The following is a 22,592-nucleotide window of genomic DNA, read 5'->3' as shown; positions in this document are numbered from 1 at the left end:
ACCACACCGAAGTGCACCACCGAATGGCTACCCCCACCCCACCTCGACACCGGCCAACACACCACCAACGCCTACCACCACCCCGACCGACTCCTCAGTCAGAGCAACCATGGGGCCCAAGAAAAGAACGACGACCCCTGACGTTCGACGTGGCCGCCATCTCCCGGAGGTATCCACCCGAAGCCGAGCCGCCCGATACGGCGCGGTCCGGCTGTCGCGTGCCGCGGCCACCTCGGCCGATGTCGCGTCCGACGTGAAGAATCACCGACCGCATAACATTTGTTACGGCGATACAGCATCAGGAACATGTTGCAGTTTCTGGACCTCGCTGGACAACTGCGGACGAGTCCGGTGGGTCAGTGGCAAATCCACGCGACAACGCGTAGGCCGCGACAACGCTCGGTGGGCGACGGTGGGCAGCGTGGCTCAGTCATCGCCAAGCGATCGATCAGCAGTTGCGTCGATGAGCCATCCGCTATCTAACGTGTCGTCATTACATCGCTTCAAGCAGGCAAATCCGCGCTAGTGAGGCACGGTAGCACGGATCATATGAAGTGGTCAGCCCGATTCTGCTGTGATAGTCCGCGGAGACTTCCGGGTCGATCGGATCTGTTCCCTGCGCTCGGAGTCGCGTCGATACCACCGGACAGCTATTTCCCCGCCAGGGAATCGACCGAGGCGATGCTGCTACGAGAGAAATGGAACAAGTTCTATAAATTCATCAGTATTCAGGTGATTCACAGGTAGTGTCACGCCCGTCAATATCGACGGTCATCAAATCTAGGAGACTGCGTGCAACTCACGGTTCGCCCCTACGTCACGGCAGGAATCGCGCTGGTCGGTGCCAGCGTCATCGCTGTTACCCCCATCACCCCCCTGCCCGAAACCCAGGCGGCCCGCACTATGGCCTCCAGTTCCGCGGTGCAGCTCTCGGCGATGGCGAATCCCATCCAACCGTGGGCGAACCTCGTCCAGAACACGATCGGAAACGCGGGGGAGCTCGGCACCGCGTGGCTGTCCGACCCCGCGCCGGCGCTGCGGCAGATTCTCAGTAACCAATTCGGGTACGCCGAGCTGTACGCAAACTCCATGGTGGGATTCGTCAAGGGGATGGCGGAGTGGGCCACCGGGGACGGATACGGGTCTCTGCCGAACGGGTTGAGAGAGGCTGCCGACGAGCTCAAAACGGGCAATATCGAAGGCGCGGTCCAAGCGCTCAACACGTCTTTCATCATGATGTTCCTGGGTGGCCCCATCAGCTTGATGGGTCTATTGGAAATCCCGGTCAGCATTTCGAAGAACATCACCGCGGCACTCGAGGCGGTCAACACGCAGGTGATGTACCTCGGTCTGGGCTTCCTGCAGAACACTCTGGGCGTCACCACCCAGATCGGTGACAGCGCCCAGGCGATCTTCGACGCGATCCGTGTCGGCGACCTCGTGGGGGCCGTGAGCGAGGCCATCGGCACACCGGCCAATGTCCTCAACGCCCTGATCAACGGTTACGACAATGGCTTCAGCACAATGCCGGGGCTCATCACCTCCGGCGCCGATGGCAGCGTCCCCGGCCTGCTCACCACGCTGTTCGTGGGTCTACCGCAGGCGATTGCGGCAGCGATCGCACCTCCGGCGCCGGCCTCGCGGGCGCCGCTGGCCGAGGTTGCCTCGCTGCCCGCCCCGGCCGCGACGCTGGTCTCTTTGGAGACCTCGTCGCCCACGGTCGTCGAGGCGACCGTGGACACGCCCGCCACGGTGACCGGCCCCGAGGTCGCGCCGGAACCCAGCACACCCGCTGGGCCCGAGGCGCCGGCGGACACGACGGCACCGGCCGAGGGTAATACCACTAGCACTGACGCTGGTGTCGACACGAAGGGGACCGACACCACTGTCACGCCAGTCGACACCAAGGACGGCAACAAGGTGCTGCCCGGGGCCAGGGCCGGGGCCAACAACAGGTCCGGCGATCAGACCCAAGCCGGTCTCAAGGCCCGCGGCGATCAGGTCGGGACCGCGGCCAAGAACTTCGGCGGCGGGATCAAGAAGACCGTCGGCGGTAACCGCAGTGCCTCCGGCTCCCACTCGAGCAGCAGCACCGGCAGCGACACCGGCGGCGGCAACGAGTAACCACACCGGCTGAACTCGTGGGCCCCTCCTTCGATCAGAAGGAGGGGCCCCGATTCCCCCGAAGGCCAAAGCTGTTGGTCCCCTCGGAGCGCGCTACACCAAGGCGGCGACCGTGTCGAAGTACACGCCCTTGGCTGCCAGTGTGGTGGCCGGGTTGGATGACGACAACTGGCACAGATTGCTCTGGTTGATACCGATGGTCACACCTGACCCCAAATCGAACTGCCGCGGTCGACCGACGCGGCTGAGACGTCGTACCTACCGCTGCGGATCCCGCTCGGTGCCGCGGCTGTCAAGATCCTCGTCGCCCGACGCGACGCGCCTGGCGACATCCTGTTCATCCTGGGGCAGAGCCCGGCGACCACTGCGCGGGACTGCGTCGAAGCTGACCTCGACGTGCTGAAAACCCTTGGCGCGCTCGGCTTTAGCCTTGCCGGCGTAGGTGCGCCGGTCGGCGGGGGTCAGTTCGACGTCGTCGGTGAACGGGGTCAGCAGCGCCCGTGGATGCAGCCGGTCGACGCGCACCACATTGACCTCGGCGCACATCACCAGGCTCACCGAGATGAGGAACAGGAACGCCAACAATCCCAGCACCAGGGCGAACACGCTGTTGGTGTTGCTTGCCGAGCCGACGATATGAGCCACATAGCCGGCGCCGAACCACTGCAGTAACTGCCAGATGACGGCCGCGCCGATCGCCCCCGGCAGAACTTCGGCCCAGGTCACGTCGCGCGCCGTCGTGACCCGGAAGGCGACGAGACAGATCACCGCGTTGGTGAGCACTGCGGCGATGACGACCCCGACGGTGCTGACCGGACCCAGGATGTGGGTGGCGCGCCCCAGCGCCGACAGCACCGTCGAGGCCACTGCGGCCGAACCGAGGACGATGAGCAGTACCAGGCTGCGCACCCGCGAGCGGATCGGGTCAGGCCGGAGGTTCCGCGGTACCGCCCAGACGGTGTCCATCGCGTTCTGCACGGCCACCCCGACGCCGAGGCCACCGTAGAGGGCGCCCGCGATGCCGACGACGACGCCGGTTACCCCGCCGCTGAGCTTGTTCGGCTGCTGCAATTGGTCGCCGATGACGGGGAGCTGACTCAGCGCGGAGTGCACCACCTGGTGCTGGAGCTCGGGATGGCCGACCAGCACGACACCCAGAATGGTCGTGCCCAGCAGGAGCAGCGGAAACAGGGAGACGAAGGCGTAGTACGTGATCAGTGCGGCCAGGTAGCCGCCCTGATCGTCAACGTACTTATAGATGACCGCAATGACGAAGCCGACCGCTCGGCTTCGTTGTTGCAGACGATCAAGCCATCTCACCACTGGGTGTTGATACCCATTTGGCCGCTCGGCAATCGCCTGACGTGGCCAAATGTGGCCGATCACCCAACCTGCAGGACAGCCTTACCGGCGACCGTGCGACCAAGCAATGCCTCCGCGGCGGCCGACACGTTGTCCCACGAATCGCGCAGTCCGATCTGCGGGTCGAGCTCGCCGTCGGCCAGCAGGGTGAGCAGGTACTCCAGGTCGGCGCGGAACGGTGTGCGAACAGTGAAGGGCTCCAAGCGCTTTCGGTTGCCGGTCCGGCGTTCCCGTTCGAAGTCGATGGTGGTCGGTTCGTTGGAGGCCATCCCGATCGACTGCACCGAACCGCCGTCGCCGACCAGGCTGAAGGCCTCAGTGAGCAGCTTTCCACCGACATTGTCGAGGACACCGAACACGGGCTCGGTCAGACCGGCGAGTCCGACCACGACGTCGTCGGCGCCGAGTTCGCTCAGGCCGTCGCCGCGGGCCGGGCTGCCGACTGCGGCGATCACATGCGCCCCGGCGCGGGCGGCCAGCTGTACCGCGAACCGGCCGACGCCGCCCGAGGCCCCGGTGATCAGCACCCTGCGGCCCACCACGGGGCCAAGGGCACGCAACGCCTGCAGCGCGGTCACGCCGGCCACCGGCAGCGCCGCGGCTTCCTCGACGTCGACCCATTGAGGCAGCTCAGCGAGGTTTTCAGTGTGTACAGCTCGGCGCTGCGCCCAGCCGCCCTGCCCGTTGAAACTGACGACGCGAGCGCCCACCGGCGGCCCGGAGCCGTCCGCCGCCGCCTGCGTCACCACACCCGCGGCATCCCAGCCGGGCACCTCGCCCGGCTTGCGCATCTGGTCGATGAAATGGATCTCGCCGAAGTTCAGCGCGATGGCTTCGACATCGACAAGGGCCTCGGATCTGCCGACGGTCGGCTCCTCGACCTCGTCGAGTCGCAGATTCGCCCGGGCACGGGGGTCGTAGACGACGGCTCGCATCTTGGCGCCAACTCGGGCGGATCGGCGGCTATTCCCGATTTGCCGGCCGAATACGGACGTAACGGGAATTTCTTGTCGGTGGGCCGCCTTGGGCCTGGTGTGCGCAGCAGAAGCGGGATGCCGGTCCTGATGGTCGTGCACGCGCACCCCGACGACGAGTCCAGCCAGACCGGCGGCACATTGGCCCGCTATGCGGCCGAGGGTTATCGCACCGTCCTGGTCACGTGCACCGACGGTCGCCACGGGGATGCCATCGGACTGGATCCCGCCCTGGTGCCGGCGCGGCGGTCAGGGGAGCTGGACCTGGCGGCCGAGGCGCTGGGCGTCGGCGATGTGGTGAAACTCGGCTACCCGGACTCCGGGCTGCCCGGCGATGCCGCCGATGTGGCGGCGGATTCGTTCAGCCGACGCCCGATGGCGCCGATGGTGCAGCAGTTGGTTCGGCTGATTCGGATGTTCGCCCCCGACGTCCTGGTCACCTACCCGCCCAACGGCCTGTCCGGACATCCCGATCACATCCGTACCCACGACATCGTGATCGCCGCGCACGGCAACATCGCGGCCAACGCCGAGCCGGGCCGGGCGCCGAAGCTCTACTACATCGCAATATCAGCGACGAGTATGCGCACCATGCAGACCCGCGCTCGCGCGGTGTTCGGCGGCGAGGCGTGGCTGCCTCCGGATGAGATGGCCGTCGACGATGCGGTGATCTCCGCGAGGATCGATGTCACGCCGTTCTGGGCCGACAAACTGCGTGCGCTGGGAGCGCATGCCAGCCAGCCCGACGCGCAGGCGCTGCTGCAGATGTTCGCGGCGGCAGACGATTCGAGCGCTCCCGTCGAGCGGGTCGAGGAATACGTCCGGGTCTATCCGGCTCCCGCCGCGTCGGACGTCCTGGAAGTCACGTTGTTCGATCCGTCGTCCTGACGCTGACGGTTGACTGCGGTGGTAGGAACGATGGAGTACTTACCCGTCTCATCTACCCATCTCAATTACCCATCGCTTACCCACCGATAGGCCAGCAGATCCGAGGGATGCCATGTCAACTCATCAGGCTGTACACGTCCAGGGGCCCGGCGAGGCGCTGACCCTGGTCGATGTCGACACGACCTCTCCTGCGCGTGACCATGTCCGGCTGGCCGTCGACGCTGCCGGTGTGTGCGGCACCGACCACGCGTTCGTCAACGGTCAGTTCCCAGGTATCACGTGGCCGCTGACCCCCGGGCACGAGATCGCCGGAACCATCGCCGAACTCGGCGACGGCGTGGACAATTTCGCTGTCGGCGACCGGGTTGCCGTCGGCTGGTTCGGCGGACACTGCAACGAGTGCGTGCCGTGTCTGCAGGGTGACTTCATCCACTGTCGGAAGCTGCAGATCCCGAGCTTGCACTACCCCGGTGGGTACGCGGAGTCTGTCACCGTGCCGGCCAACGCGCTGGCCCGGATACCCGACGAGCTGTCGTTCGCCGAAGCCGCGCCGATGGCCTGCGCCGGGGTGACCGTGTTCCATGCGCTGCGGCAGTCCCGCGCCAAGCCGGGTGACCGGGTGGCCGTCCTCGGCGTCGGCGGTCTCGGGCATCTGGGTGTGCAGTTCGCCCGCGCGATGGGCTTCGAGACCGTCGCCATCGCCCGCGGATCGGATAAAGCCAAGGACGCCAAGGACTTCGGCGCCCACCACTACATCGACTCCACTGCCGGCGACGTCGGCGAAGCGCTGCAGGCCCTCGGCGGTGTCATCGTCGTGCTGGCCACCGCCGCGAGTTCGAAGGCGATGGGCGACACCGTTGCAGGACTGCTACCGCGCGGAGAACTCATCACCATCGGTGTCACCGCGGACCCGCTCCCGATCAGCCCCCTGCAGTTGATCACTGACGGCTTGACCGTCACCGGCCATCCATCCGGCACCGCCCGCGACGTCGAGGAGACGATGAAGTTCGCCGTGCAGTCGGGGGTACGGGCCCGGATCCAGGAGTTGCCGCTGGCCCAGGCCGCCGAGGCCTACGCCGCGATGGACGAAGGCCGGGCGCGATTCCGGATGGTGCTGACCGTCTGACTCTCGTTGCCCGTCAGTCTCGGCGGTCGAGTGCGCGCAGACCGATCGTGAAGGCCGCTTGGTCGTTGTGGTTCAACGGGTCTCGACCGGTGAGCTCGTGAATTCGGGTCAACCGGTGCCGCACGGTGTTGGTATGTAGATACAACTCCCGGGCGGTGTCGCCCAGTGACCCGTTGAGGGTCAGGAACGCGCGCAGCGTGCGGATGTGCTGGGTGCCGCGCAACCGGTCCATCTCGGCCAGTGGGTCGATCAGCTGCTGCTTGAAGGGCGCGAGCTGGACGAGGGGGAGTTGCTCGAGAAGGCTCTCCAGGGTGCTCAACTGGTCGGGGCCGACGCGGCGACCGCGGCGCTGCGCGAGATCCAGCGCGATGCGCGCCTGACCGATGGCTGCGCCGATCTCCTTGAGCGGCACGGGCGCCGAGTGCCCGGCCGGCAGAGCCAGGTCGTCGGCCGTCTCCAGGGACTCCGCGGTCAGCATCAAGCACAGGTCCGGGGCGTCGCCGACCAGCGCGCCGGGGATCGCCATCGACAACAAGGCGCCGGCGCCGGCCGGCCATGCCGAACACGTCAGCTCCGCTGCGGTGAAGCCGGGCCACGAAAGTAATTGGCTCAGCGCATCGGGCAGCAGCATCCGGCGCTCGACCAGCGACAGCAGCTGACCTACCCGCTCACGGGCCAGAGCGGTCTCGACGTCGAGTTGGAGCTGGGTCGCTCGCACGAATCGGGCGATGACGTCGAGCAGCGCCGGTTCCGGGTGGTCGCCGCGACCGACCCAGCCCAGGCTGCCCAGCCCTGGCACCTCGACGACGACCACCGGCGACCCGCTCTCCCCTTCGTCCACGGTGTCGGCCGGGTCGAGCAGGAAGTAGCAGTCCAGGAGCTGACCGGCGGTGTCCAGCAGCTCGCGTGTCGAGGCGTGACGGCGCAGGGCCGAGAGCAGCTCGGGCACCAGCGCCGTGGTGGCCCGGGCGGTGGCGATCTCGGCGCCGAGCTCGTATTCGGCGACGAAGCGGCTCACCCTGCTGAACGGCACGCTCGGTGAGGCGATCAGCACCGGCAGCCCGTGATAGCGGCATCGGGTCAGCAGTGCGGCCGGCACGGTGTCGTGGCCGTCGCCGATGCCGAAGCACACTCCCGACGCGCCCGCCCCGGCCAAGGCATCGGCGAATGTCTGGCAGTCCTGCGGTGTCTGCAGGCTCAGGCCCACCGTGCAGACCAACTCCCCGCCGTGCAGATAGCGCGCCGGATCCCGCATCTCGGTGGTGTGCGCCCAGCTGATCGCCCGATCGAGGTCCTGGGGTGGACCGTCGGGGACGACGAGCCCGACACCCGGTGCGCTGAGCAGGTCGCGCAGCGTCGGGGTGCCTGCCACGGGCGCAGTCATTGGACGAGCGTAACGCCGCCGTCACATCGACAGGGGTCGGCGTTGTGCGATCCTCCAATGCGTGGCACCGCGGAGGTGCGTTCTCTGCGTCTTCGGCCCAACGACTGGCGCCCGCGCTGACCGCGGTTGATAGTTCCTGCCAACCAGTGTCGAGTAGTGGGAGCAGGACATGTCGTCATCCATCGCCCCGGCGGAGCAGCCGCAGGTGCTCCGCAGAGAGTTCTCGTTGTGGTCCGCCTTCGCCTTCGCCTTCGCGTTCATCTCGCCGATCGTCGCGCTGTACGGCATCTTCGGACTTGCGCTCTCGGCGGCCGGCCCGAGCTTCTGGTGGGGCTTCCTGCTGGTGTTCGCCGGGCAGTTCCTCGTGGCGCTGGTGTTCGCCTCTCTGGTGTCGCGCTGGCCGTTGGAAGGGTCGATCTACCAGTGGTCACGCCGACTCCTCGGCACGACGTACGGCTGGTTCGCCGGCTGGGTCTACATGTGGACACTCGTGATCGCGATGGCCACCGTGGCCATCGGGGCGGCGGGTTTCATCGCGAACATCGCCGGCGTGACGGAGCCCTCGGGCGGAACTCTCGCGGTGATCGCGCTGGTGATCCTGCTGGCCGGCACCGCGGTCAACCTGGTCGGGCGTCGCGCGCTGAAGATCTTCATGGTCGGCAGCATCATCGCCGAGGTCATCGGCTCGATCGGGTTGGGCACCTGGCTTCTGCTGTTCCACCGACACAACTCGCTGTCGGTGCTGTTTCAGGGCGGTGGCCCGGACGTGGACAGCTGGACCTACCTCAGCGGCCCGTTCCTGATGGCCGTCGCGTTCATCGGCTGGTCCTTCGTCGGCTTCGAGAGCGCCGGTTCCATCGCTGAGGAGGTACACGAACCGCGCCGCGACCTGCCGAAGGCGGTGCTGTTCTCGCTGGTGTTCATCGCGGTGGTGGTGGCCTACTCCAGCCTGGCGATCATCCTGGCCATCCCGGATCTCGGCGCGGTGGCCGACGGCACGGTGACCGACCCGGTGTACGACACGTTGACCACCGCACTCGGTGCCGGGGTGGCCAAGCCCGTCGAGGTGCTGTTCGTGATCGGCTTCCTGGCCAGCTTTCTTGCCCTGCAGACCTCGGCATCACGGGTGATCTGGGCCTACGCCCGCGACGGCGCCCTGCCTGCTGCCGGCGCACTGGGTCGCCTGCGCGGCCAGGCCCGTATCCCGGTGACGGCGATTCTGGTCACCACGGCGATCGGTGCCGGCCTGTTCCTGTTGAGCATCGTCGCCAGCGACGTCTACACCCTGATGGTGAACTTCACCGCGGGCGGCTTCTACCTGGCATTCCTGTTCCCTCTGCTCGGCTTCCTGGTGGTACTGGTGCGTGGCGCCTGGACCCCAGCGAGGTTCTCGCTGGGCCGCGCGGCGCTGCCGATCGCTTTTGTCGCGGCGGTCTGGGCGCTGTTGCAATTCATCAATATCGCTTGGCCACGTGCGGCTTTCGATCAGCGCTACCTCGACTGGTCGGTGTGGATCGGGGTGGTGGTACTCGGAGTTATCGGCGCCGTCCTGCTGGCCCGCGTCCGGTCTCGGATTGTGGGCGCGTCGGTCATCGACGAGGTCGAAGCCACCGACGAACAGGCCGATGAGCGGACGGTCCGGCCGTGAGCGAGTCGGCGGTGGCGCTGGTCACCGGGGGTGCGAGCGGTATCGGCGCCGCCGTCGTCGAGGCACTGACCCGGCGCGGCTTCACCGTCGGCTGTCTCGATCTCAGCGGATCGGCTCCCGGTGCTGACTACGCTGTTGCCGTTGATGTTTCGGATCCGGACGCCGTCGCCGGCGCGGTCGCGCAGATCCGTGCGGCGCTCGGTCCCATCGGGGCAGTCGTCACCTCGGCGGGCTACTACGAAATGGCACCTGTCGCCGAGATCAGCGCAGACGCCTGGCGGCGGATGCTGCGCGTTCATCTCGGGGGGCTGGTGAACGTGGCCCGCGCGACACTGCCGGACTTGATCGAGCGGCGCGGAGCACTCGTGGCGGTGGCCAGTGAACTGGCCGTCGGCGGTGGTGACGGCGACGTGCACTACGCCGCGGCCAAGGGTGCGATCCTCGGTTTCGTCCGCAGCCTGGCTGCTGAGGTGGCCGGCCGGGGCGTGCGAATCAACTGCGTGGCCCCCGGCCCAACCGATACCCCATTGCTGGCACTTGATTCACCCTGGCGGGCAAGCGATTACCTGATGACTCTGCCGCTGCGGCGGTTGGCCACCCCGCCTGAGGTGGCCCGCTGCGTCGAATACCTGGTCTGCGATGCGACATTCAGCGTCGGTGACGTCGTCAATGTCAACTCCGGAGCGGTCATATGAGCACTGATCTACATGGCCGAGTCGCCCTGGTGACCGGCGCGGCCCAGGGGATGGGCGCCGCGCATGCCCGACGCCTGGCGGCCGCGGGAGCGACGGTGGCAGTCAACGATATTCGAGATAGCGCCGAGCTCACCGCGCTCGCCGACGAGATCGGCGGGCTGACCGCGGCCGGGGACGTCTGCGACCCGGGCGAATGCGTCCGCATCGCCGCGGACGTGACACGCGCTGCCGGGAGTCTCGACATCCTGGTGGCCAACCACGCGTATATGACGATGGCGCCGCTGCTCGACCACGACGACGCCGATTGGTGGAAGGTTGTCGACACCAACCTCGGTGGCACGTTCTTCCTGGTGCAGGCGGCGCTTCCGTACATGCGCGACAGGGGCGCCGGGCGCATCGTGGTGATCGCCAGCGAGTGGGGCATCACCGGGTGGCCGGAGGCGACTGCCTATGCGGCCGCCAAATCGGGACTGATCTCGTTGGTCAAGACATTGGGGCGCGAGCTGGCCGCCGAACACATCATCGTCAATGCGGTGGCACCCGGAGTCACCGACACCCCGCAGCTGCAGGTGGACGCCGAGGCTGCCAACGTCGACCTCGACGCGATCCACCGCTATTATGCGTCGTCGATCCCGTTGGGCCGCATCGGTTTTCCGGAAGAGATTTCAGCCGCAGTCGAACTACTCACCGATTTCGCCGTGGAAGCGATCGTCGGACAGGTGATTTCGTGCAACGGCGGCTCGACGCGGTCGAGAGCATGACAAGAGAGACGGATATGGGCCAGGACAAGTACAGCCATCCCTACGTTGAGACGGCCACCGGAGTGCTGGGTCAAGTCGACGCGCAGGCCATACCGCGGTACGCGGGGATCGGAACCTTCGCGCGGCTGCCACAGCGCCACGAGGTCGACGACTACGACATCGCCGTCGTGGGGGTGCCTTTCGACAGCGGAGTGACCTACCGCCCCGGCGCCCGGTTCGGACCGGCCGCGATCCGCCAGGCCTCACGCCTGCTCAAGCCCTATCACCCTGCACTGGACGTCACTCCGTTCGCCACGGCACAGGTGGTCGACGCCGGCGATATCGCCGCGAACCCGTTCAACATCGACGCCGCGGTCGACGAGATCCGCGTCGGCATCCGTGGACTCCTGAGCAGGCCCGGACACAAGGTGGTGCTGCTCGGTGGTGATCACACCATCGCGCTGCCGGCCTTGCAGGCGGTCAACGAAGTGCACGGACCGGTCGCCCTGGTGCATTTCGACGCGCACCTCGACACCTGGGACACCTACTTCGGGGCACCCTGCACCCACGGCACACCGTTTCGTCGTGCCTCCGAACAGGGTCTGCTGGTCAAAGACCACTCCGCGCACGTCGGTATTCGCGGTTCGCTCTACGACCGGGCCGACCTGTTGGAGGACGCCGAGCTCGGCTTCACCGCGGTGCACTGCCGCGATATCGACCGCATCGGTATCGACGGGGTGATCGAACAGGTGCTGGCCCGGGTGGGCCAGTATCCGGTGTACGTGTCCATCGACATCGACGTGCTCGACCCGGCGTTCGCGCCCGGTACCGGCACCCCTGAGATCGGCGGGATGACTAGCCGTGAGCTGGTGGCGGTGCTGCGGGCGATGCGCAGCCTCAACATCGTCGGCGCCGACGTGGTCGAGGTCGCACCGGCCTACGACCAGGCCGAAGTCACCGCCGTCGCCGGCGCCAACCTCGCCTACGAGCTCATCTCGCTTATGGTCGGCTGATGAGTGAAATTCGTTGGCCAGAAGGCAAAGCCGCCGCGGCGGCGTTCACCTTCGACGTGGATGCCGAGTCGGCCGTGCTGTGGGGAGGCCCGGGCACCCTGGAATCGGTCGGGGCCCGGATGAGCGTGATGAGCCATCAGGCGTACGGCCCGCTGGTCGGCATTCCACGCATCCTGGACCTGTTGGAGCGGCATCAGATTGCCTCGACCTTCTTCGTTCCCGGCCATACCGCAGACCGCTACCCCGAGGCGATCCGCAGCATCGTGGCGGCCGGGCACGAGATCGCCCACCACGGCTACCTGCACGAGCAGCCCACCGCGTTGACCCTTGAGCAGGAGATCGACGTGTTGGACCGGGGACTGGCGGCGTTGGCCGACGTCGCCGGAGTACGGCCGTCGGGCTACCGGGCACCGATGTGGGATCTGTCGTGGCGTACCCCGGCGCTGCTGGCCGAGCGCGGGTTCCTCTACGACTCGAGTCTGATGGACTCCGATCATCCCTACGAACTGGCGATCGCCCCCGGCGCGGACCGATCGTTGGTCGAGATCCCGATCCAATGGGCACTCGACGACTGGGAGCAGTACTGCTACCTGCCCGACATCTCCGGCAGTGGACTGATCGAAAGCCCGCGTAAGGCGCGCGAACTGTGGCAGCTGGAATTCGACGGCCTGCGCCGTGTCGGCGGCTGCTGGGTGTTGACCAATCACCCGTTCCTGACGGGGCGCCCATCCCGCGCCGCCGAACTCGACGACCTGATGCGATACGTCCTCGACCATGACGACGTGTGGGTGACGAATCTGGCTGCCATCGCCGAACACGTTCGGACACTGGAGCTTTCGCCACGGTCCATCACCCCGCCCGACGTACCGCGCTGAGCTATACCGGGGGCCGGGTGAGCCCACCCCTGGGGTGCTCCTGGGGTCAGTCCTTGGGTTGCTTCAGATCACCGGCGAGGTCACGGAAGTCCCACACCAGGTCACCGACCTCGGTGCGGAGTTGGCCGACCGCCGTCAGCACGATGCCGGCGATGCGGCCGGCGTGCACCGCGGTCGCCTGAACCGCCTCGTGCGCCACATCGATACCGCGCTCCAGTGGGCTTGTCATGTCAACCTCCAGTCGTGCTGTCCGTGCCCAGGCTAGTCCGCGCCGCCGCGGGACGCGCGGAGCTCACTGTTCGTCGGCGGTGGCCCGGCGCTCCCGGTAGGCCGCGACGTGTTGCCGATTACCGCAGTTGCCGGTGTCGCAGAACATTCGGGACCTGTTGCGGGACATGTCGAACAGCACCGCATCGCAGTCCGGTGCGTTGCACACCTTGAGCCGGCGCAGTTCCCCGGCGCGGATCAGATCGGCCAGTGCCATCGCTATCTCGGCACCGAGCCGTTGTGCCACCGGGTCGTGGATCGAGGCCAGATGCAGATGCCATTCGGGCATCTCGGGATGACGGGTCAGCCACGGGGCCGCCCGGGTGTCACTGAGCAGCGCGTTGACCTGACCGACCGCGCGGGCCTCGTCGTCAGCCACCGTCCAGACCCGGCCCAGCCGCTGGCGGAGTTGATGCACCGCAGCAAGTTCGGCGGCGTCGTTGTCACGTCGGCCCGTCGTGCCGTAGTCGTCGAGGAATCGGTTCAACGCCTCACCGGTGGCGAGTTGGTCGCCGTCGACGCGGTCACTGTTGACGAGGTCGACGGCGGAGCGCAGGGTGACTTCGGTGTCGTGGCTGAAGATCATCGACGGTACCTCCCTTTCGCTCGACGCTAGTCATGACCAAACTCGGAGTTTACTCCTTACATGAGCTGGCGCAGGCTGCTGAGTCCTAGGCAGGCGTCCCGTCGGCGACCCGGGGTGTCTTGTCCGCCGACGCGGTGTCCAGCACCAGGTCGGCCACTCGGGAACGGTGTTGTTCGGCGCTGCCGAGAAGTGCCGCGTCGGTGGTCGCCCGCTTGAAGTACAGGTGCGCCTGGTGTTCCCAGGTGAACCCGATGCCACCGAGGGTCTGGATGGTGTCGGTGGCGACCTTCGCGAACGCCGCCGAACAGATGGCCTGCGCGATGCTCGCGGCTAGGGCCGGCTCGTCCGAAGCGTCAGTGAGTGCCCAAGCCGCATGGTAGGCCGTCGATCTCGCGTGCTCGATGTCGACGAGCAGATCCGCCAACCGGTGCTTGACCGCTTGGAATGAGCCGATCGGCCTGCCGAACTGCAGCCGTGACTTCGCGTATTCGACGGCGAGATCCAGCAGATGCTGGGCCGCGCCGACCTGCTCGGCGGCCAGCAACACCGAACCGACCTGCAGCGCGTGCTCGATGACGCGCACAGCCTCGTCGGTGTCGGCCACCACCCGGGCCGGAGCGTCGGTGAACGTGATGGTGGCCTGCGGCCGGGTCTGATCCATCGTGACCAGCGTCGTGCGGTCCACGCCGGGACCCGCGGCGTCGGCGGTGTAGAGCGCCACGCCGTCGGGGCCGGCCGCGGCGACCAGGAGATCGTCGGCGACGCTGCCGTCGACCACCCGCGCGACGGTGCCGGTCAGGGTGACCTGGTCACCGGCTCCGTTGGCGCGCACCGTCACCAGAGCGGGGTCGAACCCACCGGCCCGGTCGCCGACGGCGAATGCGGCAGTGCGACGGCCTTCCACCAACTCGGCGAGCAGCTCGTCGCGGGCCGGTCCCGCCGACGCCGCGACCAGGGCGGGGATCGCCAGATAGACGGTGCCGAACAGTGGACCGCAGGCCAGCGCCGCACCCAGTTCTTCGACGGCGACGGCCTGGTCGACCAGCGAACCGCCGACGCCGCCGTCGGCCTCGGGTACGGACATCCCGAGCACCCCCAGCTCGGCGCCGAGCCGGGACCAGACCGAGGGATCGAACGGCGGATCGGATTCCATCAGCCGTCGGACGGTCTGCTCGTCGAAGTTGGCGGCACTGAACTTACGGACCGCCGCTCGCAATTGAGCCTGCTCTTCGGTAAACGTGAATTCAGCCACGAGGGATCTCCTTCCACGGCATGCCCGCGTCGGCGCGCAAATCGCCGGGCAGGCCGAGGATGCGCTCGCCGAGGATGTTGCGCATCACGTCTGAGGTGCCGCCTTCGATGGTGTTCGCGCGACTGCGCAGGAAACGTTGTTGGATCGGACCTCGCCAGTCGGTGTCGGCTCCCTCTTCCTGGTCGTCCTCGCTCCTACCCGTGCCGTAGCCGTGGTACAGAACTCCTTCTGGCCCAAGGAAATCGATGCAGAACTGGTAGATGTGCTGGTTGAGCTCGGCGCCGACCATCTTGCCGATCGAGCCCTCCGGGCCAGGACCGCCGACTCCTGCCGAGGCTCTGGACCGCTCGGAGGTGAGCCGTTGCGCTTCGGCCCGCAACCACAGCTGGGTCAGGCGGTCGCGCAGTACCGGGGTCTGCTGCTCGGGCCGCGATGCCCACAGCGAGACGGCTTCGGCGATCGTCCCCGCACCGCGCCTGCTGCCGCTGCCGCCGAGGGCGCTGCGTTCGTTCATCAGCGTCGTCATCGCGACGCCCCAGCCGTTGCCGACCGCGCCGAGTCGGTGCGCATCGGGGATGCGGGCGTCGGTGAAGTACACCTCGTTGAATTCGGCCTGACCGGTCAGCTGTCGCAGCGGTCGAGTCTCCACGCCCGGCCCGCGCATGTCGATGACGAAGTATGTCAGGCCTTTGTGTTTGGGCACATCGGGATTGGACCTGGCGAGCAGCAGGCCCCAGCGGGCGCGGTGCGCCAGGCTGGTCCAGACCTTCTGCCCGTTGATCACCCACTCGTCTCCGTCAGGCACCGCAGAGGTGGCCAGGCCGGCCAGGTCCGAACCCGCACCTGGTTCGGAGAACAGCTGGCACCAGATGTCCTCGGTGCTGGCCAGTGGGCGCAGCCAGGATTTCTTGACGTCATCGCTCTGCGCGTGTTCACGGATCGTCGGCGCCGCCATGCCGTAACCCATCGGGTTCAGCCCGAGTGGAACGGGACTACCCGCGCCCTGCAGGATCCGGTCTGCGACGGCCTGTAGTCCGCGGGATACGCCGAGCCCGCCGAGGCCTTCGGGAAAGTGCACCCAGGACAGTCCGGCGTCGTAGCAGGCGCCGAGGAATTCCTGGATGGGGACCGATTTGGGGTCATGGTCTGCGACGACCTCTCGCGCGAGTTCCGCGACCCGGTCTGCATCAGCACCGTTGCTCATCCAGCCACGATAGAAGTCGACACCTGTCAACTGATACTGGGGTCCTGAACAAACTAGAACATGTTACATTTTTGCCAATCGGGCCAGGAGGAGACGATGAGTAAGTCGAAGTCGTTGTGGCTGGTCACAGCCGCATATGTGGTGGCTATCGGGGTCGGCGCCGGGTGGCTTTACGCCGGCCCGTCGACCGGGTGGCTCTTGCTGGACACCTTCCTCGCCGACATCCTGGCCACCCTGGTCATCTTTGTCTTCAGCCGGATCTATCGGAACTCCAGCTTCTACGACGCGTACTGGAGTGTGATCCCGCCGCTGCTGCTCATCTACTGGTGGAGCGTCAGCGCCCCGGCCATCGATCAGCTGCGCTGCTGGCTGGTCGCGATCGTGGTGGTGCTGTGGGCGATCCGCCTGACCGCGAACTGGATTTACGGATTCCCGGGCCTGCACCACGAAGACTGGCGTTATCCGATGTTCAAGGAACGCGCGGGCCGGTGGGAATTCTTCGCCGATCTGGGGGCTATCCACCTCATCCCGACCATCCAGGTGTTCATCGGCATGATCCCGGTGTACGTGGCGGTGACCCGACCCGAGAGTGGCGTCACCTGGCTGATGTGGCTGGCCTTCGTCATCGGATTGGCGGCGGTCGCACTGGAACTCGTCGCCGACACCCAGATGCACCGGTTCGTCCGGGACCGTCAGCCCGGTGCGGCGATGGACCGCGGCCTGTGGGGCTGGTCGCGGCACCCGAACTATTTCGGCGAGTTCAGCTTCTGGTTGGCGCTGGCCCTGTTCGGTATCGCGGCCGCGCCGTCGGATTGGTGGTGGCTGATCATCGGGGCGGTGTTGATCCTGGCGATGTTCCTTGGGGCCAGCATCCCGATGATGGAGGAGCGCAGCGTGGAGCGCAGACCGCAGTACCGGGACGTCATCGACCGGGTTCCGCGCTTCGTACCACGGCCCCCGCGAAAGGCAGTGCGATGAGCCGTAAACGGGTGGTGATCGCCGGCCTTGGCGACAGCGGTGTCCTCACCGCGATCCGATTGGCGAAACACGCCGATGTCGTCGGCATTTCGGCGAAGCCCGGGCTGGTCAGCGGGCAGGAACTCGGGGAGCGGCTGGCCCGGCCGGGTACGTGGGCGCGCGAACACTGGGTCCCGTTCGACAGGTTCCGCGGGCTGGACCGGGTGCGCGCGGTCCATGGCACCCTCACCGGTGTCGATCTCGATGCGCGAAAAGTGTTCGTGGGCAACAACGACGGCTCGACGCAGACCGAGGACTACGATGCGCTGATCATCTCGACCGGCGTCACCAACGGCTTCTGGCGGCAACCGACGTTCCAGTCGGCCGCGCAGATCAGCGCCGACTTGCGCAGCGCCCATGAGCGGCTGGCGGCCGCCGAGTCGATCATTGTGGTGGGTGGCGGTGCCGCGGCCGTTTCCAGCGCGGCCAACCTGGCGACCACGTGGCCGGGTAAGCGCGTCGATCTGTACTTTCCCGGTGACCGCGCACTGGTCACGCATCACCCCAGAATCTGGGGCCGGGTGCAACGCCGATTGACCGAAGCCGGTGTGGTGCTGCATCCGGGACACCGCGCGATCGTGCCCGACGGGTTCGCCTTCGATGAGATCATCGGCGAGCCGGTGCAGTGGAGCACCGGTCAGCCCGCGGCGTCGGCGGACGCGGTGCTCTGGGCGGTCGGACGCGTCCGGCCCAACACGGCCTGGCTGCCCGACGACGTGCTCGATGCCGACGGCTTTGTCCGCGTCACCCCGGAACTGCGGGTGCCCGGCTATCCACGGGTGTTCGCTGTCGGCGACGTGGCCTCCACCGATCCGTTACGGACGTCCGCGCGTAACCAGGGGGATCGCCTGGTGGCCCGCAATGTTTTGGCCGACTTCTCGGCGAAACCACTGCGCGCGTACCGGGCCCCCACCCTGCGCTGGGGTTCGGTGCTCGGCACCCAACCCAGTGGTCTTGAGGTGTTCGCCCCGACTGGTCACGCGTTCCGGTTCCCGGCCTGGTCGATCGATCGGGTGCTACTGCCGTGGATCGTGCACTGGGGTATCTACCGCGGTATCCGCGACAATTCGGTCCCCGCGGCGCTACTCGAGCAGCGCCCGTAGCCGATCCGGGGACAGCCCGCCGGGAGCCCGCCGATCCCTGGCGAATTCGGCGACCAGTCGTTGCATCAGATCGTTGACCGGGGTCGGCACGCCGTGCAGCCGGCCGAGCAGTGCGATCTCGCCGTTGAGGTAGTCGGCCTCGACCGACCCGGCGCCGCGGGCCAGGCTCTGCCAGGTCGACCCGCCGACCCGCCCGACGCCTTCGATGGTCTGCATGTCCATCCGGTCGCCCTGCAGTACGCGCCGCTCATCGTCGCTGTTGTAGGCGATCTGCGCGGCCGCCAGCACGCGTTCGGCCTCCAACCGGCAGGCCCTCCGCACGGCCGCGCTGACCTCGGCGGCGGCGGGATCCCGCTTGTCGAGCACGGCGTCCACTGCGTTGCCGAGGTTCATCAGCAATTTGCCGTACTTCCAGCGCATCACGTCGGCGATGACGGGCGCGTCGAACATGCTGCGGCGCAATGCGGCGCCGATCTCGGTCACCACCGGGTCGACACCGTACGGGTAGCGCCCCAGTGTCAGGATGCCGCTGCGCGGGGCCGTATGGGAGATGACCACGCCTGGCTCCAGATGCGTGGCAGGCAGCCACACGCACAGCCCGTACACGGTCCGGAAAAGTCGCTGCGCGACGCGTTCGTTCTCCACACCGTTCTGGGCACAGACGACGGGAAGCCGGTCACCGGCCTCGCCCCCGCCGGCGACCGGGGCAGCGGCCCACTGCGTCAGCGCGGCGATGGTGTCCTGCGATTTCACCGTCAGGATCAGCACGTCGTCCGGTCGCAGCTCGCCGGCCTCGGTCGGGCCGGACACGGCCGGGATCGCCTGCGTGAGAGTGCCGTTCGGCGTGATCAGCCGCAGCCCGTTCGATGTCAACGCGGCCAGATGCTCGCCCCGGGCGACCAGCAGTACGTCGTGACCGCTCTGGGCCAGCCGCGCGCCGATCGTGCCGCCGACCGCACCGGCGCCGATGATGAGGTAGCGCATCTACAGTTTCAGCACTTTCTCGGCATTGCCATGCCCGATGGCGTGGCGCTGATCGTCCGTCAGGTCGGCCTGCTCGAGGAAATCCGAGACGTTGTCGCGCACGACGTACGGGAAATCCTCGGAGTGGATGATCCGCTCGGCGCCGATCTCGGCGACCAGGTAGTTGAGCTGGTTCTGGTTGTACATCCCCGACGGCGTCGCCCAGACCTGCTCGCGGTAGTAGGCGCTGGGTGTGCGATCCAGCTCCAGTGAAGCCCAGCCTAAGACCTCGTCGATCCGGTCGAGCCAGCCCGCGATCAGTTCACCCCAGTGGCCGCTGAGCAGTTTCAGATTCGGATGCCGATCCAGCGCCCCGGACAGGATGAGCCGCAGGATATGGATGCCCGCTTCGGCATGCCACCCGAACGCCGGTCCAGCGAACAGGAAATGTGCTGCGGCCGGCCACTTTCCGGAGTAGTACGGCAGCGACACCGCGCTCTCGGGCATCCCGGGGTGGACGTAGATGGGCAGGTCGACGCGTTCGGCGGCGGCCAGCACCGGTTCGAACCGTTCGTGGTCGAGGAACAGGCCGCCGCAGTTGCCCGCCGTGAGGGCGCCGACGAAGCCGAGCTCGTCGACGCAGCGCTTCAGTTCGTCTGCCGCCGCCACCGGGTCGTACAGCGGCAGGGTGGCGAATCCGCGAAACCTGGTGGGGTGCTCCGAAATCTGCTGTGCAAGTGAGTCATTGACTTTCTTGCACAGCTCGACCGCTTCGGCATGGTTGAGATTGCCCGGGCTGTTCGCCCCGTGGGACACCACCTGGATGTCGATGCCGACCTCGTCCATGTGGGCCAACCGCTTGCCGCCGAGACGTTCGGCGCTGTCCTGGTCCGGCATGAAGCTCTGCAGGAAGCCGCCGTAACCGTCGTCAGGAACGACAGGTCCCGGGCCGGCGAGCTCGAGCACGCGAGCCACCGCACCGGGATGGTGGAAGTGTTCTTCGACAGTGATGATCCGCATGTCTCCTTCCTACGCGAGGAAACTGGGAGCGCGCGAAGGATGCGAATGATGCAGTGGGTGTCGATGCCCGTCGATTCGAGCGAGGTGCCCGACTGATCAGTTGCTCACGCGAACGGCGATGTAGCCGATCGGAATTCCCGTGCGGGTGGCGATGCATTCGCGAGCCGCTGCACCGACCGTGGTCCGGCGCATGGCGTACGTCGTGGCGTCGATCTCAGGGATCCGGATCAACCACCGGCCGTCTTCGCGGCTGATTTCGATGTCGTAGCTCTGGCCGATGGTCAGCCGGGGAACGAAGGGGCGGATGGTCCGCTTGCGACGGTCACCGAATGACGATGCGGGTACCCGGCGGCAGATGGTCTGGCTTGGCATGTTGTGTCCTAGATTTTTTCCGACGCTCGACGTCGAACCGCGGGCAAGATTACTTGCCAGTACGGCGGAAAGCTAATCGCGTGACGTCGCGATAAACAGCCGCTGAACAGGGTGCTTGTCAGATTCGGCGGTCGCCTCCGGCACGGTTGCGGCAATCGCCTGCCGGCTGGGTGCAAAGCCTGTCAGTATCGACGTTATCCAATTACGCTACGCAGTGAAGCGAAAGGGGCCGTGATGGCCGTGACGGGGCAATTGACGCAGACCCGGGAATCGGTTGTGCAACGGGCGCGGGATATGCGCGACCTGGTGCGCGCTGAGGCTGCCGAATCTGAGCGGCAGCGCTCGTTGTCGACGCCGATCGTGGACGAGATGTGGTCGAACGGGTTGATGACGGCCTGCAACCCTGCCATTGCCGGCGGGGCCGACCCGTCGTTCGCCGAGATGATCGAAGCGTGGCTCGAAATGGCTTGGCAGGACGGTTCATTCGGCTGGACCGGCATCGCCAACTTGCCGTCGTCGTTCGCCGCGGCCAGTTATCTGCCCGACGAGGGTTTTGCCGAGGTGTTCACCGACAACGGAAACCACGTGACGATGGGTGGACAGTTCGCCCCGAACGGTCAGGGCGTGGTGGTCGACGGGGGCTACCGGCTGACCGGCGCCTGGAATTTCGGTTCCGGAACAGGGCACGCGCAGTACATCGCCGCCGGGTTCATCCCGCTGGACAACGGTGAGATGCGCTGGATCAGCGAGGGCATCCCCGAGCTGATGGTGGCGATCATGCCAAGAGCCGAGGTCACTTTCACCGACGGTTGGCATGTGCAGGGCCTGAAGGGGACCGGCTCCTTCGACTACAACGTCGCCGACGTCTTCGTCCCCGCCTACCGTACGTTCCGCCTGTTCAGCCGGGAGCCGCTGCGCGGCACCTCACCGGCCGGCCGGATGGGCATGATGCCCGTGACCGCAGCCGGGCACGCGGCCTGGGCGCTCGGGGTCGCCAAGAGCATGCTCGACGACGTCGAAGAGCTGGCCGCCACCAAATACCGGATGTCGGACGTGGGGGATTCGCTGGCCAGCCGCCCCACCTTCCAGCGGTCGCTGGCCCATCATGTCGCCGCCTGGCGGGCGGCCCGGCTGTTGGTGCTCGATGCCTTCAGCACGGCCGAGGCTGCCGTCGCCGAGGGGGACGAGCTGACACCGGCGATGCGTGCCGATATGCGGGTGGCCGCGGTATACGCCACCGACGTGGCTCGGGAGTGCGCGCAGTGGGCGCATCTGGCCGCGGGCACCACCGCGATCCGGGAGGGCAGTCGATTCGAGCGCGCCTTCCGCGACATCTTCACCGGCACCCAGCACGCCTTCATCAGTGAGAAGGTCGCCATCGACTCTGCCCAGGTGTGGCTCGGCATCGTCGAGGATCAGTTCGCGCTCTGAGGGGTGTGCAATGGCCGATCGCGGTCGGGCACGCTCACCGGGCGTCGCTCTCTTGTGTGGGGGTGTCGCCGTCCACGGTCACCGCAGCCAGAACGGCATCGACGGTGTGGGTTGCAAGGGCGGCGTCGACTGGTTCTCTCAGCCAGGCCCGGATGCCACTTCGAGCGTTCTTGTACGGAGAGGCTGTGTTGAACTGGATCATCCGTCCGGCGGTGTACTTCTCGTACCAGTTGGCGCCACACAGTTCAGTCGCCGTAGAACTTCTGCGCGAGATCGCCGAGTTGATTCCATCGAAACCCCGGAGCCGGGAACTCGGGCTCTTCACCCCTAGCGCGCTGTTCGAACCACGATAAGACCAGCTCATTCCATCCCACCAAGTAGGCAACGAGATCCGCGGGACTCATCGTCGTGCCTGACTTGTGCCCCGGCAAGGAAGCCTCACGAGCACATGCCGCGGGCACTCGTTCAAGGTCGCGGACAAGCTTGGCGTCGGTGTGCTCGATCACGGTGAGGAGTTCTGGCTTGCTGACCGGGGCGGACGAGGTCGT

At 67.0% G+C, this 22,592-nt stretch carries 21 protein-coding genes and 1 pseudogene; 11 read left to right on the top strand and 11 right to left on the bottom strand.

Going from position 1 to position 22,592, the window contains the following annotated elements; genetic code table 11:
• Window positions 1-792: 792 nt before the first annotated feature.
• The gene (locus tag H7J73_RS25320) at window positions 793-2,124 is read left to right on the top strand and encodes a hypothetical protein (protein WP_264070497.1); all 1,332 of its coding nucleotides are present in this window, start codon (window positions 793-795) and stop codon (window positions 2,122-2,124) included.
• Window positions 2,125-2,382: 258 nt separating this feature from the next.
• On the opposite strand, the gene H7J73_RS25315 is transcribed toward H7J73_RS25320, so the two are convergent.
• Both H7J73_RS25315 and H7J73_RS25310 read right to left on the bottom strand, forming a co-directional pair.
• Entirely contained in the window at window positions 2,383-3,447 is a 1,065-nt protein-coding gene (locus tag H7J73_RS25315) for a YihY/virulence factor BrkB family protein (protein WP_264070496.1), read from the bottom strand.
• A 59-nt stretch (window positions 3,448-3,506) separates the two neighbouring features.
• Window positions 3,507-4,421, bottom strand: coding sequence for a zinc-binding dehydrogenase (locus tag H7J73_RS25310; protein ID WP_264070495.1), 915 nt, complete (start codon window positions 4,419-4,421; stop codon window positions 3,507-3,509).
• 117 nt (window positions 4,422-4,538) lie between these two features.
• On the opposite strand from H7J73_RS25310, the gene H7J73_RS25305 reads away from it, so the two are divergent.
• Together H7J73_RS25305 and H7J73_RS25300 are read left to right on the top strand one after the other, a co-directional pair.
• Window positions 4,539-5,348: a PIG-L family deacetylase gene (locus H7J73_RS25305; protein WP_264070494.1), complete on the top strand. Its 810-nt coding sequence runs from the start codon at window positions 4,539-4,541 to the stop codon at window positions 5,346-5,348.
• Between the two features lie 112 nt (window positions 5,349-5,460).
• Complete coding sequence (locus tag H7J73_RS25300; protein WP_264070493.1) at window positions 5,461-6,474, top strand: alcohol dehydrogenase catalytic domain-containing protein; 1,014 nt, start codon at window positions 5,461-5,463, stop codon at window positions 6,472-6,474.
• A 13-nt stretch (window positions 6,475-6,487) separates the two neighbouring features.
• On the opposite strand, the gene H7J73_RS25295 is transcribed toward H7J73_RS25300, so the two are convergent.
• Complete coding sequence (locus H7J73_RS25295; protein WP_264070492.1) at window positions 6,488-7,858, bottom strand: PucR family transcriptional regulator; 1,371 nt, start codon at window positions 7,856-7,858, stop codon at window positions 6,488-6,490.
• A gap of 169 nt (window positions 7,859-8,027) precedes the next feature.
• On the opposite strand from H7J73_RS25295, the gene H7J73_RS25290 reads away from it, so the two are divergent.
• Genes H7J73_RS25290 through H7J73_RS25270 form a run of 5 tightly spaced genes read left to right on the top strand, consistent with a single transcriptional unit; the run spans window position 8,028 to window position 12,829 of the window.
• Complete coding sequence (locus H7J73_RS25290) at window positions 8,028-9,506, top strand: APC family permease (RefSeq protein WP_264070491.1); 1,479 nt, start codon at window positions 8,028-8,030, stop codon at window positions 9,504-9,506.
• Window positions 9,503-10,201 carry an SDR family NAD(P)-dependent oxidoreductase gene (locus H7J73_RS25285; RefSeq protein WP_264070490.1) on the top strand — a complete coding sequence of 233 codons (699 nt, stop codon included), beginning with the start codon at window positions 9,503-9,505 and terminating at the stop codon, window positions 10,199-10,201. Before H7J73_RS25290 ends, H7J73_RS25285 begins: the two co-directional genes overlap by 4 nt.
• Window positions 10,198-10,962 (top strand): SDR family NAD(P)-dependent oxidoreductase, encoded by a 765-nt coding sequence (locus tag H7J73_RS25280; protein ID WP_264070489.1) that lies wholly within the window; start codon window positions 10,198-10,200, stop codon window positions 10,960-10,962. The genes H7J73_RS25285 and H7J73_RS25280 overlap by 4 nt, the downstream gene beginning before the upstream one ends.
• A 14-nt stretch (window positions 10,963-10,976) precedes the next feature.
• Complete coding sequence (gene speB, locus H7J73_RS25275; RefSeq protein WP_435405579.1) at window positions 10,977-11,954, top strand: agmatinase; 978 nt, start codon at window positions 10,977-10,979, stop codon at window positions 11,952-11,954.
• Window positions 11,954-12,829 carry a polysaccharide deacetylase family protein gene (locus H7J73_RS25270; protein WP_264070487.1) on the top strand — a complete coding sequence of 292 codons (876 nt, stop codon included), beginning with the start codon at window positions 11,954-11,956 and terminating at the stop codon, window positions 12,827-12,829. The genes speB and H7J73_RS25270 overlap by 1 nt, the downstream gene beginning before the upstream one ends.
• A 46-nt stretch (window positions 12,830-12,875) precedes the next feature.
• On the opposite strand, the gene H7J73_RS25265 is transcribed toward H7J73_RS25270, so the two are convergent.
• From H7J73_RS25265 to H7J73_RS25250, 4 genes are all read right to left on the bottom strand, one after another.
• The gene (locus H7J73_RS25265) at window positions 12,876-13,058 is read right to left on the bottom strand and encodes a hypothetical protein (RefSeq protein WP_264070486.1); all 183 of its coding nucleotides are present in this window, start codon (window positions 13,056-13,058) and stop codon (window positions 12,876-12,878) included.
• Between the two features lie 63 nt (window positions 13,059-13,121).
• Window positions 13,122-13,682 carry a CGNR zinc finger domain-containing protein gene (locus H7J73_RS25260; protein WP_264070485.1) on the bottom strand — a complete coding sequence of 187 codons (561 nt, stop codon included), beginning with the start codon at window positions 13,680-13,682 and terminating at the stop codon, window positions 13,122-13,124.
• Window positions 13,683-13,767: 85 nt separating this feature from the next.
• Complete coding sequence (locus tag H7J73_RS25255; RefSeq protein ID WP_264070484.1) at window positions 13,768-14,934, bottom strand: acyl-CoA dehydrogenase family protein; 1,167 nt, start codon at window positions 14,932-14,934, stop codon at window positions 13,768-13,770.
• A complete protein-coding gene (locus H7J73_RS25250) occupies window positions 14,927-16,138 on the bottom strand; it encodes an acyl-CoA dehydrogenase family protein (protein WP_264070483.1) in 1,212 nt (403 codons plus the stop codon). The genes H7J73_RS25255 and H7J73_RS25250 overlap by 8 nt, the downstream gene beginning before the upstream one ends.
• A gap of 96 nt (window positions 16,139-16,234) precedes the next feature.
• Here H7J73_RS25250 and H7J73_RS25245 point away from each other — a divergent pair, with 96 nt between their 5' ends.
• Window positions 16,235-17,116: a DUF1295 domain-containing protein gene (locus tag H7J73_RS25245; protein WP_264070482.1), complete on the top strand. Its 882-nt coding sequence runs from the start codon at window positions 16,235-16,237 to the stop codon at window positions 17,114-17,116.
• On the top strand, window positions 17,113-18,258 hold the full coding sequence (locus tag H7J73_RS25240) for an FAD-dependent oxidoreductase (protein ID WP_264070481.1): 1,146 nt from the start codon (window positions 17,113-17,115) through the stop codon (window positions 18,256-18,258). Before H7J73_RS25245 ends, H7J73_RS25240 begins: the two co-directional genes overlap by 4 nt.
• Here H7J73_RS25240 and H7J73_RS25235 read toward each other — a convergent pair.
• The 3 genes from H7J73_RS25235 to H7J73_RS25225 all read right to left on the bottom strand — a co-directional run bounded on the left by H7J73_RS25235 (window position 18,238) and on the right by H7J73_RS25225 (window position 20,613).
• The gene (locus H7J73_RS25235; protein ID WP_264070480.1) at window positions 18,238-19,242 is read right to left on the bottom strand and encodes a ketopantoate reductase family protein; all 1,005 of its coding nucleotides are present in this window, start codon (window positions 19,240-19,242) and stop codon (window positions 18,238-18,240) included. The genes H7J73_RS25240 and H7J73_RS25235 overlap by 21 nt on opposite strands.
• Window positions 19,243-20,241 (bottom strand): amidohydrolase family protein, encoded by a 999-nt coding sequence (locus tag H7J73_RS25230; RefSeq protein WP_264070479.1) that lies wholly within the window; start codon window positions 20,239-20,241, stop codon window positions 19,243-19,245.
• A 96-nt stretch (window positions 20,242-20,337) separates the two neighbouring features.
• A complete protein-coding gene (locus tag H7J73_RS25225) occupies window positions 20,338-20,613 on the bottom strand; it encodes a long chain fatty acid-CoA synthetase (protein WP_264070478.1) in 276 nt (91 codons plus the stop codon).
• Between the two features lie 234 nt (window positions 20,614-20,847).
• Between H7J73_RS25225 and H7J73_RS25220 the strand changes: the two genes are divergently transcribed.
• On the top strand, window positions 20,848-22,044 hold the full coding sequence (locus H7J73_RS25220) for an acyl-CoA dehydrogenase family protein (protein WP_264070477.1): 1,197 nt from the start codon (window positions 20,848-20,850) through the stop codon (window positions 22,042-22,044).
• A gap of 34 nt (window positions 22,045-22,078) precedes the next feature.
• Here the strand turns inward: H7J73_RS25220 and H7J73_RS33625 are convergent.
• A pseudogene (locus H7J73_RS33625) lies at window positions 22,079-22,550 on the bottom strand (ClbS/DfsB family four-helix bundle protein).
• Between the last annotated feature and the right edge of the window lie 42 nt (window positions 22,551-22,592).

This window comes from Mycolicibacterium komossense (genome assembly GCF_025822605.1).
GTDB classification, from domain to species: Bacteria; Actinomycetota; Actinomycetes; order Mycobacteriales; family Mycobacteriaceae; genus Mycobacterium; species Mycobacterium komossense.
The sequence above is the reverse complement of the archived record's forward strand: the minus strand, read 5'-3'. Positions and strand labels throughout refer to the sequence as shown.